General features: G+C 66.7%; 13 protein-coding genes. 4 read left to right on the top strand and 9 right to left on the bottom strand.

Annotated features, from left to right (window positions below):
• Positions 1-4: 4 nt before the first annotated feature.
• From ACQY68_RS04205 to ACQY68_RS04175, 7 genes are all read right to left on the bottom strand, one after another.
• Positions 5-997 (bottom strand): hypothetical protein, encoded by a 993-nt coding sequence (locus ACQY68_RS04205; RefSeq protein WP_428151804.1) that lies wholly within the window; start codon positions 995-997, stop codon positions 5-7.
• 48 nt (positions 998-1,045) lie between these two features.
• Entirely contained in the window at positions 1,046-1,813 is a 768-nt protein-coding gene (locus ACQY68_RS04200) for an ABC transporter permease (RefSeq protein ID WP_428151803.1), read from the bottom strand.
• The gene (locus ACQY68_RS04195) at positions 1,810-2,763 is read right to left on the bottom strand and encodes an ABC transporter ATP-binding protein (protein WP_428151802.1); all 954 of its coding nucleotides are present in this window, start codon (positions 2,761-2,763) and stop codon (positions 1,810-1,812) included. The genes ACQY68_RS04200 and ACQY68_RS04195 overlap by 4 nt, the downstream gene beginning before the upstream one ends.
• 143 nt (positions 2,764-2,906) lie before the next feature.
• Positions 2,907-3,413, bottom strand: a complete 507-nt coding sequence (locus ACQY68_RS04190; RefSeq protein ID WP_428151801.1) for a L,D-transpeptidase — start codon at positions 3,411-3,413, stop codon at positions 2,907-2,909.
• Positions 3,414-3,613: 200 nt separating this feature from the next.
• Complete coding sequence (locus ACQY68_RS04185; protein WP_428151800.1) at positions 3,614-4,255, bottom strand: hypothetical protein; 642 nt, start codon at positions 4,253-4,255, stop codon at positions 3,614-3,616.
• Positions 4,256-5,162: 907 nt separating this feature from the next.
• Positions 5,163-5,711 (bottom strand): hypothetical protein, encoded by a 549-nt coding sequence (locus ACQY68_RS04180; RefSeq protein WP_428151799.1) that lies wholly within the window; start codon positions 5,709-5,711, stop codon positions 5,163-5,165.
• A gap of 146 nt (positions 5,712-5,857) precedes the next feature.
• Positions 5,858-6,436 carry a hypothetical protein gene (locus ACQY68_RS04175; protein ID WP_428151798.1) on the bottom strand — a complete coding sequence of 193 codons (579 nt, stop codon included), beginning with the start codon at positions 6,434-6,436 and terminating at the stop codon, positions 5,858-5,860.
• A 449-nt stretch (positions 6,437-6,885) separates the two neighbouring features.
• Between ACQY68_RS04175 and ACQY68_RS04170 the strand changes: the two genes are divergently transcribed.
• Complete coding sequence (locus ACQY68_RS04170; RefSeq protein WP_428151797.1) at positions 6,886-8,499, top strand: NAD(P)/FAD-dependent oxidoreductase; 1,614 nt, start codon at positions 6,886-6,888, stop codon at positions 8,497-8,499.
• A gap of 34 nt (positions 8,500-8,533) precedes the next feature.
• Here ACQY68_RS04170 and ACQY68_RS04165 read toward each other — a convergent pair whose 3' ends face one another.
• Positions 8,534-9,109, bottom strand: coding sequence for a hypothetical protein (locus ACQY68_RS04165; protein ID WP_428151796.1), 576 nt, complete (start codon positions 9,107-9,109; stop codon positions 8,534-8,536).
• 216 nt (positions 9,110-9,325) lie between these two features.
• Between ACQY68_RS04165 and ACQY68_RS04160 the strand changes: the two genes are divergently transcribed.
• From ACQY68_RS04160 to ACQY68_RS04150, 3 genes are all read left to right on the top strand, one after another.
• Positions 9,326-10,243 carry a DUF1206 domain-containing protein gene (locus ACQY68_RS04160; RefSeq protein ID WP_428151795.1) on the top strand — a complete coding sequence of 306 codons (918 nt, stop codon included), beginning with the start codon at positions 9,326-9,328 and terminating at the stop codon, positions 10,241-10,243.
• Positions 10,244-10,320: 77 nt separating this feature from the next.
• Entirely contained in the window at positions 10,321-10,860 is a 540-nt protein-coding gene (locus ACQY68_RS04155) for a lipocalin family protein (RefSeq protein WP_428151794.1), read from the top strand.
• Position 10,861: 1 nt separating this feature from the next.
• Positions 10,862-12,190, top strand: a complete 1,329-nt coding sequence (locus tag ACQY68_RS04150) for a PQQ-dependent sugar dehydrogenase (RefSeq protein ID WP_428151793.1) — start codon at positions 10,862-10,864, stop codon at positions 12,188-12,190.
• Between the two features lie 61 nt (positions 12,191-12,251).
• On the opposite strand, the gene ACQY68_RS04145 is transcribed toward ACQY68_RS04150, so the two are convergent.
• Positions 12,252-12,794: a hypothetical protein gene (locus ACQY68_RS04145; RefSeq protein WP_428151792.1), complete on the bottom strand. Its 543-nt coding sequence runs from the start codon at positions 12,792-12,794 to the stop codon at positions 12,252-12,254.
• Positions 12,795-13,060: the final 266 nt, after the last annotated feature.

Raw genomic sequence — 13,060 nt, 5'->3', positions numbered from 1 at the left:
GGCTCTAGTTCAGCGGCTGGGGCGCGGTCGAGACGGGCGCGTCGGGGTTGGTCTGGGCGGGCGCGGCCGGGGTCGGCGGCTCCACGACCAGGGGCGCGGTCTCGATATAGGGCCGGGGCGCGACCTCGACCGGTGCGGGCGGAACGACCACCACGGGCGCGGTCTGGGTCGGCGAAGCGCGGCGCGGCTGGGCGGCCACGGGCGCGGCCGGGACAGGGGCGGGCGCGGCGCGGACGGGCGCGGGGCGCTCGACTGCGAGGGGAGCGTTCTCGACCACGGGCGTCTCCTCGAGCGGCGCGGCGCCGGCGGCCAGAGGGGTCGGGGCCGGGGCGACAGGCTGCGGGGCCGGCAGGGTGGCGAGCCAGATGAAGCCGCCAATGACCACGAGGGCGGCGACGCCCGCGGCGATCGGCCAGCGGTCGCCCTTGGCCACCTTCTGCATGGCGGCGCCCATGGTGGCGTAGATCGCCGGGGTCACGACCACCGACGGCAGTTCGCGCGGCTTCGCGGCCGGCTTCGCCTCGGTCGAGAGCGGCGGCGGGACGGTGACGGCAGGCTCGGCCGCCTCGGGCTCGATGATGATTTCCTGAGGTGCGGGCGACGCTGCGACGGGTTCGGCCACGGGTTCGAACGCGGCGGCGGACGGCTCGGGTTCGGGAGCGACCGGTTCAGGCTCGGGCGGCACAGCTTCGACGACGGGTTCCGGCGCAACGGGTTCCGGCGCGGGAGCCGCCGCCTCGACGACCGCCTCGACAGGAACTTCAGGCAGGACCTCGGCGACAGGCGACGCGGCCCGGGCCGGGGGAATCATGGAACCGGTCAGGATGCCGGCGCCCGACCTGCGGACAGGACGGGCGGCCGGCGCGGGAGCGGAGCGTGGCACGGGTCCGACCTGGAACACGGGCTGAGGCGGACGCGACCAGACGATCCGGCCGCGCGCGAACGGCTCGGTCGGACGGTCTTCAGCGGGGGGGCCTGAAGGGGTCTCTGACGACATGGGAGGGGTCTTAGCGGCGAACGACCGGGGCGTCCAATGACGGAACGGTCAGGTCTTCAGACGATAGCCCGTCCTGAACATCCAGCCGACGACCGCGAGGCAGGCGACGAGGAAGCCGCAGGTGGCCAGCAGGCTCCAGACGATGGGCACATCGCCGTGGCCGTAGAAGCTCCAGCGGAAGCCGGAGATCAGATAGACCACCGGGTTGAAGTGGGTGATCGTCCGCCACGGCTCGGGCAGCATGTGGATCGAGTAGAAGGAGCCGCCGAGGAAGGTCAGGGGCGTCACCACCAGCATCGGAATGAAGTTGAGCTGCTCGAAGCTCTGGGCCCAGATGCCGATGATGAAGCCGAACAGGCTGAAGGTCGTGGCGATCAGGATCAGGATGGCCAGCATCCAGACAGGGTGCAGGATCTGCAGCGGCACGAACAGGGCGGCCGTGGCGAGGATGATCAGGCCCAGCACGGCCGACTTGGTCGCGGCGGCGCCGACATAGGCGAGGACGATCTCGAACGGCGACACGGGCGCCGACAGCAGCTCGTAGATGGTGCCGGTGAATTTCGGGAAGTAGATCCCGAACGAGGCGTTGAAGATCGACTGGGTGAACAGGCTGAGCATGATCAGGCCCGGTACGATGAAGGCGCCGTAGGGGACGCCGTCGATCTCGGTCATGCGGCTGCCGATGGCCGAACCGAAGACGACGAAATAGAGAGCCGTCGTGATCACCGGGGTGACGATCGACTGCCACAGGGTGCGCAGGGCGCGCGCCATCTCGAACTTGTAGATGGCCCAGACGCCATAGCCGTTGAAGGTCATCGGGCGGCTCCGGCGTGAATGTCCTGGGCCGGTTCGCGGTGAACCAGGCTGACGAAGATGTCCTCCAGAGAACTCTGGCGGGTGTTCAGATCCTTGAAGGCGATGCCGAGGTCCGACAGGCGGCGCAGCAGGGACGGCACGCCGGTCTTCTCGGCGTTGGAGTCGAACACGAACTCCAGCTCGTTGCCCTCGGCGCGCAGGGTCAGGTCCCACTCGGCCAGTTCGGGCGGCAGGGTCTCCAGCGGATCCTGCAGATTGAGCGTCAGCGTCTTCTTGCCCAGCTTCTTCATCAGCTCGGTCTTGTCCTGGACCAGGATAAGTTCGCCCTTGAGGATCACGCCGACGCGGTCGGCCATCTCCTCGGCTTCCTCGATGTAGTGGGTGGTCAGGATGATGGTGACGCCGCTCTCGCGCAGGCGACGGACCAGGTTCCACATGTCGCGGCGCAGTTCGACGTCCACGCCGGCGGTCGGTTCGTCGAGGAACAGGATGTCGGGCTCGTGGCTGAGGGCCTTGGCGATCATGACCCGGCGCTTCATGCCGCCGGACAGGGTCATGATCTTGGAGTCCTTCTTGTCCCACAGGCTGAGGTCCTTCAGGACCTGCTCGATGTAGGCCGGGTTCGGCGCCTTTCCGAACAGACCCCGGCTCAGGGTCACCGTGGCCAGCACCGTCTCGAAGGCGTCGGTGGTCAGCTCCTGGGGCACCAGACCGATCTTCATCCGCGCCTGACGGTAGTCCTTCTTTATGTCGTGACCATCGGCGATGACGGTGCCGGTGGAGGGGGTGACGATACCGCAGATGATGGAGATCATCGTCGTCTTGCCCGCCCCGTTCGGACCCAGCAGCGCGAAGATTTCGCCCTTGCCGATCTGGAGATCGATGGGCTTAAGCGCCTGCAGCCCTGAGGCGTAGGTCTTGCTCAGGCCCTTGATGTCGATGACCGGCATGTGGCGCGTCTCCAGAAAGCGGCCGAGGCGCCGTGGCCGCAATATGGCGACGTTCGGTCGCGTCTCAAGGTGGTGGAGGCGGCCAGGTCGCCAACTGCTGACATTTAGGGCGTAGAGCAGTCTCGGTCGATGTCCGTAACCCGTCAGACCCCGGGGAAGACCTCCGCCATCGAGAGGGTCTCGGGCAGGATGTAGACGATCCCCGCTGTGTCTCTGAAGGCCGGTTCGATGGTCTCCTCGAAGAAGGCGACCGGGACGTTCACGCACCCGTAGGAAATGCGGTTGTCCTCGGAGGTCGGCGTGGTCAGGCGTTGCAGACGACGATCGGCCGCCCGACCCGTCACGACGCGATGCAGCGAGAGCGCACCGGCATAGTCGATCCAGAGCACGTTTTTTCCGGTCAGGTTATCCCCGATCCCGGCGACATACCGGCCCGACGGCGTGATGCGGTCTTCCGGCCCGATGGCGGACAGGGGCCGATCGCCGATCCCGGGCGGTGCGATGTCTCCTCGCGCCAGACCCAGAAGAACGGGTGCGTCCCCCAGCAGCAGCCCGTCGCGGCTGAAGGCGAAGACGTGGGCGTTGACCTTGTCGATGAGGACGAAGGGCAGGCCCTGATTGTCACCGGTCTCGAGAACCCATGACGTCAACTGCAGAACGGCGGGCGAGGCCCCCCGTTCTACGGCGTCCGCCGGGCCTGGTGCAGGGTACGGTCGCGCGGCCGCCGTGGAGGAAGCGGCGAAGACCAGCCCAAGAGCCAGTCCGGCGGCGACCCCTCGCCGGAGCCTACGGCTCCAGGCGAAAGAGCTACGCGTCGGCGCTGTTGTCCAAACGCCCTGGGCCGTCACAGTCAGTTTCGATCCTGTCTGGGCGGATAGTACGGAGCGCGCGGCGGAGGGGGGGGCTGCATGCTTGACGGAGGCGCAACGGGTTCGAGCGCCGGCGGCGGCGTGGGTGACGGCGCCCTTGACGAAAGCACAACGGATTCGCCCACCGGCGACGGAGGCGCCTCGTAGGCCGGCATGTGGCCGCCACCGCCGCCGTCGGCAGGCGTGCAGACCGTGCCGTCGGCGCAGTCCGAGAAGTGGACTTCCGGCGGCTCGACCATGATTTGCGACGGACGGACGATCACGTCCGGACGCTGGACGTAGATCTGGGCCGGGGCGATGCGGATCGGCGGCGCGTCGACATAGACCGGAGGTCCGTCGATGTAGATGACCGGGCCGGCGACGTTGATCGGGCGACCGATCACGCGGATGCCCGGCGACGACACGTGAATGGCGGGTCCCGGGTTGTTGATCGGCGGGCCCCACCCCCCCGGACCCGGCCAGCCGGCGCCGCCGCCGGTCCAGGGGCCGTAGAAGTCGACGACGCGCGTGCACGCGCAGGGCGCATCGCCGTAATGCGGCGTTTCGGGGCAGCCGTGGCCGTCCGCCGGCGCCGCGGCGCCGGAGATCAGCATGGCGGCGACGATAGAAGTGATCGGTTCCATTCAGTCAGCTACCATTTCAAATCCCTGCGAGACTTCACTTTTCCCCCGGCAGGCGAACCCTGGCGGGAGGTCGGCGACCCGCCTGACCACGGTTATATTAACCATTTTCGACTGTCTACCGCCCGAGTCCACGCTTGCGCCCGCGTATCCCGTGACTTCAGGCGGCGGATGACTCTCCCGGAGCGCGAGGCCTGGCGGTGGGCTGGCAGCATGGAAGCCAGCGGTCGATGGCCTTCGAGCGCTCGTCTGCTCGAACGTCCTCCACGGCTCGAGAGCCGTCTTCGCCTTGGAGACTAAAAGGAGACGTTTTTGCTCGCGCGAGGAGCAGACGCGCTGGATGTCCGCCATGGGTGGAAAGCGGACATTCAGCGAGGGTAGTCAGCGGACCCTTCGGGAGGGATGATCCAACAAGTTTGGCCAGACCCATGTGGGCGACCACGGCTCGAAGTATCCCAAATCGCGCCATCGACCGTCCGCCACGCTGATCTCAGCCAGTTCCCACTCAGGCTCAGCCCACCCCCGGGGCACTGCGAACAATCGCTTAGGGCCTACGTCGGCAACAAACCCGAACCCACCCTTCTTTGCGTGCGCAAAGTCTCCGACAAGGAACCCCTTGGATGGCCAATCCTCACGCTCTGCCCAACGCCAATCTATGCTTTCCAGCCAATGGGCTTCCATCAACCGGCGGCGATTAGAGCGGTCCAACAGGGCCGCAAAGCTCGACGGTGCGACCCACCAGAGTCCGGGGACTTCCTCTGTCATGGGTTGCATGATGGTCCGCCACCCGAAGGTCCGCAACGGGTCGGGATCGGCCATAGCGTTCCGGGCTGAAAGCGGACTTTCAATCGCCGTCAGGGAGTGGACTTTCCCAAGGGTCGGCTAGGGGTGGAAAGCGAACATTGGCCAGCTAGCTGTAGTCGGCGAACATTCTGTACAGCATCAGACCGCACAACAGACCCAACCCGATCCGGTGCAGCAGAGGGCGACTGGTCAGCATCAGCGCGGCAGGTATGCCGATACGGACTACGGTGATCGCCATTTGTCCCGTATCCGGAAAACCAAAGAGCACGACATTGTAGAGCAGCGACGCCAGGGGCGGGAGCGCCAAGGCGCCCATCAGGACGCGACTGTGGGCGCAGTAGTAGTCCTCCAGCGAAGGCCACTTGTCGTGCTGGCGCGGAAACATACCCGTGCTGACGAAGATGTATGGGAAGGCGACCGCCATTGAAATCAACAGGGTCGAAGGCTCCATCGTCAGCCCGTCCCGCGCCGACCAATAGGATACCCACTGCTGTGCCGCAGCCAGCAAGACGAAAAGGCCGAGCAAGGGCGTGGTCCAGCCGGGACCTATGTCATCCCGGCTCCGCCACATGTCAGCGAAGCCCGTCGCGACATTGGCGACCGCCAGCCCCAACAGAAGCCCATAGAATGTGAAGAGATATTCGAAGCCGCTCATCGTCCGCCCTCTGACCCGCGAAATCCTTTCACGGCGCTGGGATGCCGGCAACGGGTTGGGACCTGACAATCACACATGGCCGGTTAGGGAGACGCACCGACTGACCTTCAGAGGCGGCTCGCGGCTTGTTGCTCATCGCCGAAGCGTCAGCCTGCCGCGAACACCCGAGACGCGACCACGCCGTAGTAGACGAGTAGTGCGAGCAGGAAGATGAGGTTTAGTCGGCGGCTTTTGACGAAGGCCACCGCCAGACAAGTGGCGAGATAGGCCACGGTGAGCAGTCCTCTGGGATCGCTGTAATACTCCATTCGATCGGCAACCGTTTGGCCTGTAAACCAAGGCATGACCTCGAATGCGACGAGGTTTGCGACGATCACACCACCCATGACCCAGTGTTTGTGAGCGTCGAAGTATTCGTCAAAGTCAGGCCAGCTCTCAACGTCATCGGGGACGGTCAGGGATGCGGCAATGTAGTAGCTTCCGGCTGCGACCAATCCGATGACCAAGACCAACAGACGGATCGGCACGTCTTGCATCAATGACCACGCGCCGGTCCAGAAGCTGGAGATGTCCACCAGTACGAACGCGGAGAGAAGAGGGGTGAGCCAGCCGACGCGGACCCGTTTTCGCTGCTTCAGCACATTCGTGAAGCCGGTCAGTAGCACCGCTACCGAGAGACCGAGGAGTAGTCCGTAGAAGCTGAAGAAAAACTCGAATGGACTCACAGGCTTCTCCCGGGCCGTCTGAGCGACGGCGTCTCCAGCCAACGAGATTAGTCAGCCCGCGGATGTCCGCAACGGGTCGAGAGCGGTCATCGGCTCCGGTCTGGCAACCGGACGTCCAACCTGCGCACAATGCGGCATGGCACGAGACAGGGCCGACAGAACCTTCAGAGACGAACGGACTGCCCGTCGTCATCGGGCGCTCATGATTGCTCGTCTTCCAGCGATCATTGTTGGAGCCGGTGCGTGTTATCTGACGCAGGCTTTCTGGCCCGCCATGGTCGTGGTCGGCCTCTGGTATTTGGTCTGGCTCGTTTGGGCGGCGGGAGTTTTCGAGCGCTAGTCACGTGGGCGTCCGCTTTGGGTCGAAAGCGGACGTCAGCCCTTCGCCGAAACGGCGACGCTGATCTTGCCCCATGCACTCGGCGTCGCGAGCCGCTAAAAGGCCGCCGATGTTGCGCCTTTCAGAACTCAAGCTGCCCCTCGACCATCCGCCGGAGGCCCTGCCCGCAGCGATCGCCGCGCGCCTGGGCGTGCCTGCGCACGATCTGATCTCCTGGTCGGTGTGGAAGCGGGCGCACGATGCGCGCAAGAAGTCGGCGATCCTGAAGGTCTACATCCTCGACGTCGAACTCAGGGACGAGGCGACGGTGCTGGCGCGCTTCGCCGACGATCCGCATGTAAAGCCCACGCCGGACGTCGCCTATACACATGTCGCCGTCGCGCCGAAGGAACAGCGCCTGAGGCCCGTTGTGATCGGAGCCGGGCCGTGCGGTCTGTTCGCCGGGCTGATCCTGGCCGAGATGGGCTTCAGGCCGATCATTCTGGACCGCGGCAAGGTGGTGCGCGAGCGGACCAAGGACACCTGGGCGCTGTGGCGCAAGGGCGAGCTCCATCCCGAATCCAACGTGCAGTACGGCGAGGGCGGCGCGGGCACCTTCTCCGACGGCAAGCTCTACAGCCAGATCAAGGATCCGCGCTTCCTGGCCCGCAAGGTGCTGACCGAGTTCGTCGCGGCGGGCGCGCCGGAGGAGATCCTGACCGAGGCCCACCCGCACATCGGCACCTTCCGCCTGGTGACCATGGTCGAGGCCATGCGCGAGAAGATCGAGGCCTTGGGCGGCGAGTACCGGTTCGAGCACCGGGTCACGGACATCGAGATGGACAAGGGCGCCATCCGGGGCGTGCGCCTGCACACCGGCGAGACCATCGAGGCCGACCACGTGGTCTTCGCCATCGGCCACTCATCGCGCGACACGTTCGAGACGCTGTACGAGCGGGGCGTCCATATCGAGGCCAAGCCGTTCTCGATCGGCTTCCGCATCGAGCATCCGCAATCCTGGATCGACCGGGCGATGTTCGGCCCCTGCGCCGGACACCCCGACCTGGGCGCGGCGGCCTATACGCTGTCGCATCACTGTTCGAACGGGCGCACCGTCTACAGCTTCTGCATGTGCCCGGGCGGGACGGTGGTGGCGGCGACCAGCGAGCCCGGCCGCGTCGTCACCAACGGCATGAGCCAGTATTCGCGCAACGAGCGGAACGCCAACTCAGGCTTCGTGGTCGGCATATCGCCCGAGGACTACGGGAGCGACCATCCGCTGGCGGGCCTCGAACTGCAGCGGGAGCTGGAGAGCCGCGCCTATGTGGCCGGGGGCGGGGACTATTTCGCGCCGGGCCAGCTGGTCGGCGACTTCCTGGCGGGCCGTCCCTCGACCGAACTGGGAGAGGTCGAGCCCAGCTACAAGCCGGGGGTACGACCGACCGACCTGGCGCCGCTGATGCCCGACTATGTCATCGCCGCCATGCGCGAGGCGCTGCCCGTGTTCGGCCGCAAGATCGCCCGCTACGATGATGCCCAGGCGGTTCTCACGGGGGTCGAGACGCGCAGTTCGTCGCCGATCCGCATGACGCGCGGCGCCGACTTCCAGAGCCTGAACGTGCGCGGCCTGTTCCCGGCCGGCGAAGGCGCCGGCTATGCGGGCGGCATCCTGTCGGCAGCGGTGGACGGGATCAAGGTGGCGGAAGCGGTGGCGCGGTCGATGGTGGGTGAGTCGGCGGCGTAGGCATCTGCCGTGGGTGAAAAACGGCCGTTCGAATTTACCAAGTCGCTGGCGGTCGGCGGCAGGCATACGCGACGCTGTAGGGCTTTCCGAAACAGGAAATGAGTCCCTCCAGCACGTCGAGATTTGGCGGCCAAGCCGCCTCCGTGCCGCCAGGCGTGATCAGGCTCGGGTCGCGTGGCAATCCGGCCAGGCTATTCTTCGCAGCCTCCAGCCCTGCCAAGTCACCCTCCAAGAAGGCGATACTTCCTTCTCGATACAGCCGCTGCCACTGCGGCTCCCCCGGAAACGCAGCCTTCCGCATCAGATCCGCAGACTTGGCTGCATCACCCTTTGCCGCCAACACCTGAGCTTCGTGCCAAATCAGAAGGCTGACATTCGCAGGCGAGAGACGGGATCCGTGGAGGGAACGATACTCGGCCAGAACATCGTCGGCATGGTCAGAGCAAGCGAGGCTGGCGTCCAGCGACCGCCAGCCATCGACGCCCTGATCGAACTCGATGAATGTCATTTCAAGCATGACGTCCGCCTTCGCTTGGCAGGCATCTCCGCTGGGCTTGGCGCACGCCGCCATCCAAACGCATAAACCGGCCGCGAGAAGTATGCGGATCAAGTTTCTCACCCAGCACCTGTCGCAGACCCGCTGCCTACAACCGAAAGGTGATGCTTGTCGCCTTACGCGGCAAGAGCGGGTGGCGAATGTGCAAAGGCCACGGACTTGGAGCTTCTGCCGGGAAGACCACACGGCCCATGCTGGCCTGGTCGTGGCTGTGGTTCGGGAGCCATACGGAACCTCCGGCGTTGAACGGCCCCGCTTGTTCGAGACGACATGGCCGCTTCCTTCCCTGACCTCGCCCTCGGCCGTCTCCGCAGGGAGGCCGGTCGCCTGTTCGACCGCTTCCGCAAACGTCGGACTTGGCGCGACCAGTTTCCGCGCCTGCATGACGCGCTGGAGGCTTCGTCGCGGTTCGGCTTCGCGGCCAATGGTTTCGTCTATGTTTCGGTCGGCATCCTGATGCTGGCCACGGCGATCGGCATGAGGGGGCAGGCGGTCGATCCGCATGGCGTCCTCTACGTCCTGGCCCAGCAGCCGTTCGGTCGGCTGTGGCTGATCCTGATCGGGGCGGGCCTGTGGGCCTTCGTCGGCTGGCGGGTGCTTCAGGCCGTGTTCGACGTCGACCGCGAGGGATCGAACCTTCAGGGCTTGGTCGTGCGCGTGACGCAGGGGTTCAGTGGCATGGCCTATGCGGTGCTGGCCTCCGGGGTGTTCGAACTGCTGGACGAGGTCGGGCCCAACATGGGCGCCGAGCAGCTGGCCGAAAATCAGGAGAAGGCGTCGATCCTGCTGGGGCTTCCGTTCGGAGGCGCGGCCCTGATGATCGTCGGCCTGGTCATCGCCGGCGTCGGCGTCGGCAATGTCGTCATGGGGATCGTCAACGACTTCGGGGCGACCCTGGTCTGTTCGAAGACGGTCCGTCGCTGGGTGCTGCCGCTCGCGCGGGTGGGCTATGTCGCGCGGGGTCTGGCCTACCTGCCGCTGGCCCTGTTCGTAACGCTGGCGGGGTGGCGGGCGCAGTCGTCGCGGGTCGAGACGTTCGGCACGGCGCTCGACGCGCTGGACCGTCAGCCGGGGGGCGACCTGATGCTGGGATTGACGGCGGCGGGGCTGATCGCCTTCGGAGCCTACGCCTTCGTGGAGGCCCGCTTCCGACGCATTCGCGTGCCGAAAGATCTGGCCGCCGGATAGGCTCGCGTCGTCGCTGCGTCCGGCGACGGAACCGCGCTCGTATCTGCGGTTTTCCATCAAGCGCGAGAGTGATGCCGATGTCGATCCGAACCCTGATCCTGGCCGCCGTCGCGGTCGTCGGCGTCAGCGCCTGCGCCACCTCCATTCCCGCCGATCAGGTGCGCGCGCCCCAGCCGGCCCGCGCAGTCGACCTTGAACGATTCTACTCCGGCCGCTGGCTCGAGATCGCCCGCCTGCCCATGAGCCTGACCGACGGCTGCGTGGCCGGGGCCACCACCTATGTCGTCCAGTCGCCGACGCGGATCGGCGTGCGCGACACCTGTCAGCGCGACACGCCGCAGGGGTCGGAGAAGGCCATCGGCGCGTCGGGCACGATCCTCGACCCAGGCTTCAACGCCAAGCTCCGCGCCCGCTATCTCGGCGGCCTGATCACCTGGGAGTACTGGGTGCTGGACCACGCGGAGGACTACAGCTGGTTCATCTCGGCCGATCCGAAGTTCGAGAAGCTTTGGATCTATACCCGTGAGGTCCCCAGCGCCTCCGAACGCGCCGCCCTTGTCGAGCGCGCCCGCGCCCTCGGCTACGATGTCAGCCGCCTCGAATTCCCCGCCTTCTAGGATGCGAACCATGCGTCACGGTCCCCTCGTTATCACCGTCTGTGCGGCAGCCCTGACAATCGCGGCCTGCGGAAGCGGACCGGTCGCGCCCGAAGGCTCGACCTACGGCGCCCGGCCGACCCTGGTCGAACCGCACAGGAACCTGCTGACGCCGACGGTGAACATCGCGCCGGCCGTCGGCTGGCCCGCCGGCGTCATGCCGACCGCCCCGGCCGGCTTCCGGGTCCAGGCCTTCGCCAGCGGTCTGGATCATCCGCGCTGGCTGTATCGCCTGCCCAACGGCGACATCCTGGTGGCCGAGACCAATGCCCCGCCCAAACCCGAGGACAAGAAGGGCGGCATACGCGAGTGGGTCATGGGCTTGGTCATGAAGCGCGCGGGCGCCGCGCCTCCGAGCCCGAACCGCATCATCCTGTTGCGCGACGCCGACGGCGACGGGGTCGCGGAAACGAAGTCGATTTTCCTGCAGAACCTGATGTCGCCTTTCGGCATGGCGCTGGTCGGGGACCGGCTGTTCGTGGCCAATGCCGATGCGGTCGTCGCCTTCCCCTATCAGACGGGCCAGACGCAGATCACGGCCCCGGCGACGAAGATCGCCGACCTGCCCGCGGGCCGGAACCACCACTGGACCAAGTCGATGGTCGCGTCCGCCGACGGGACGAAGCTTTACGTCGGCGTCGGGTCGAACTCGAACATCGGCGAGAACGGCATGGACGAGGAAGAGGGCCGGGCGGCGATCCACGAGATCGATGTAGCGACGGGCGCCCAGAGAGTGTTCGCCTCGGGCCTGCGCAATCCGGTCGGGCTGGCCTGGCAGCCCGACAGCCGCGCCCTGTGGGTTTCGGTGAACGAGCGCGACGAGCTCGGCAACGATCTGGTGCCCGACTACATGACCTCGGTGCGCGACGGCGGCTTCTACGGCTGGCCGTTCAGCTACTATGGTCAGACGGTCGATGCGCGGGTGAAGCCGCAGGACCCGGCGAAGGTCGCCTCCGCCCTCGCCCCCGACTATGCGCTGGGCGCGCACACCGCGTCGCTGGGCCTGACCTTCTACGAGGGAACTGCCTTCCCCGCCGCCTACAATCACGGGGCCTTCGTGGGCCAGCACGGGTCGTGGAACCGCGAACCCAAGGCCGGCTACAAAGTCGTCTTCGTGCCCTTCGCCAACGGCGTCCCCGGCGGCGCGCCGCAGGACTTCCTGACCGGCTTCCTCAACGACCAAGGCGAGGCCATGGGGCGGCCGGTGGGGGTGCAGGTCGACAGACTGGGCGCCCTGCTGGTCGCCGACGACGTGGGCAATGTGATCTGGCGGGTCGCGCCGGCCCGCTGATCGCCGCAGACGGCAAAAAGCCCCCGGCGCGAGCCCGGGGCTTTTCTCTATTCGGCGCTGTTCAGTTCAGCGGGGCCGTCTGGATGGCCGGGGCGCGGGGCGCCGTCGTCGTCGGGGCCGGCGTCAGCGGAGACTGGACCGTCGTCTCCGACGGCGAGGCCCTGTAGGGCTGCGGACCGGTCGGTTCCGGGGCGGTCTCGACCCGGGGCGTCGTTGCCGGAGCCGGGGTGGCGCGACGGGGGGTGGCGTCCCGGCGCTGGACGGCCGGCGGCGGAGTCGGGGCCGCTTCACGGACCACGGGCGCCGGGGCGGCGGCCGGGGTCATCATAGCCGCCGGAGCGACCGAGCTTTCCAGCGGCGCGGCCACGATCGGCTGTACCGCGGGTGCGACAGGTTCCGGCTCGACCAGCGGCTGGCTTTCGGTCCCGCCGCCCAGGATCATGGCGGCTCCGCCGCCGATCAGGGCAAGCGCGCCGATAGGGGCGAGGATCATCCAGGTCCGCACACCCTTCTTCGCGCGCTTCGTGCGGGCGTAACGCGGAACGAAGGTATCGGCCTCGACCGAAGTGTTTCGAATGGCGTCGTCGGTATAGGTCACAGTCATCTGTGTTCCTCCAAGGTTAGGCCAACAAAACAACCTTCAGCTATCGAGGTTCCGAAAGAAGGCCTTCGCCCTCAAGAAACACCGTCATCGACACAAACCGGCCGCGATCCACATCGAACACGACCAAACCTTGACCATATAGGGAGCCATCGACGCCTGATCTTGAACAGGCGTCGCGTCCTTGACGCCGCCGGATCGCGCCTCGACCGGGAGTTTCCGCTACGGCGCCGACGCAATGGCGCCACGCCCCGGAGGAAACGGCGCCG

The sequence above is a fragment of the Brevundimonas sp. genome, assembly GCF_965278935.1.
Lineage (GTDB): Bacteria > Pseudomonadota > Alphaproteobacteria > Caulobacterales > Caulobacteraceae > Brevundimonas.
This window is presented reverse-complemented; position numbering and strand designations above follow the sequence as displayed.

Bases quoted from the DNA above. Each gene is read 5' to 3' on its own strand.
- ACQY68_RS04205 (WP_428151804.1), bottom strand. From the start codon at position 997: ATGTCGTCAGAGACCCCTTCAGGCCCCCCCGCTGAAGACCGTCCGACC.
- ACQY68_RS04200 (WP_428151803.1), bottom strand. From the start codon at position 1,813: ATGACCTTCAACGGCTATGGCGTCTGGGCCATCTACAAGTTCGAGATG.
- ACQY68_RS04195 (WP_428151802.1), bottom strand. From the start codon at position 2,763: ATGCCGGTCATCGACATCAAGGGCCTGAGCAAGACCTACGCCTCAGGG.
- ACQY68_RS04185 (WP_428151800.1), bottom strand. From the start codon at position 4,255: ATGGAACCGATCACTTCTATCGTCGCCGCCATGCTGATCTCCGGCGCC.
- ACQY68_RS04180 (WP_428151799.1), bottom strand. From the start codon at position 5,711: ATGAGCGGCTTCGAATATCTCTTCACATTCTATGGGCTTCTGTTGGGG.
- ACQY68_RS04170 (WP_428151797.1), top strand. From the start codon at position 6,886: ATGTTGCGCCTTTCAGAACTCAAGCTGCCCCTCGACCATCCGCCGGAG.
- ACQY68_RS04160 (WP_428151795.1), top strand. From the start codon at position 9,326: ATGGCCGCTTCCTTCCCTGACCTCGCCCTCGGCCGTCTCCGCAGGGAG.
- ACQY68_RS04155 (WP_428151794.1), top strand. From the start codon at position 10,321: ATGTCGATCCGAACCCTGATCCTGGCCGCCGTCGCGGTCGTCGGCGTC.
- ACQY68_RS04150 (WP_428151793.1), top strand. From the start codon at position 10,862: ATGCGAACCATGCGTCACGGTCCCCTCGTTATCACCGTCTGTGCGGCA.
- ACQY68_RS04145 (WP_428151792.1), bottom strand. From the start codon at position 12,794: ATGACTGTGACCTATACCGACGACGCCATTCGAAACACTTCGGTCGAG.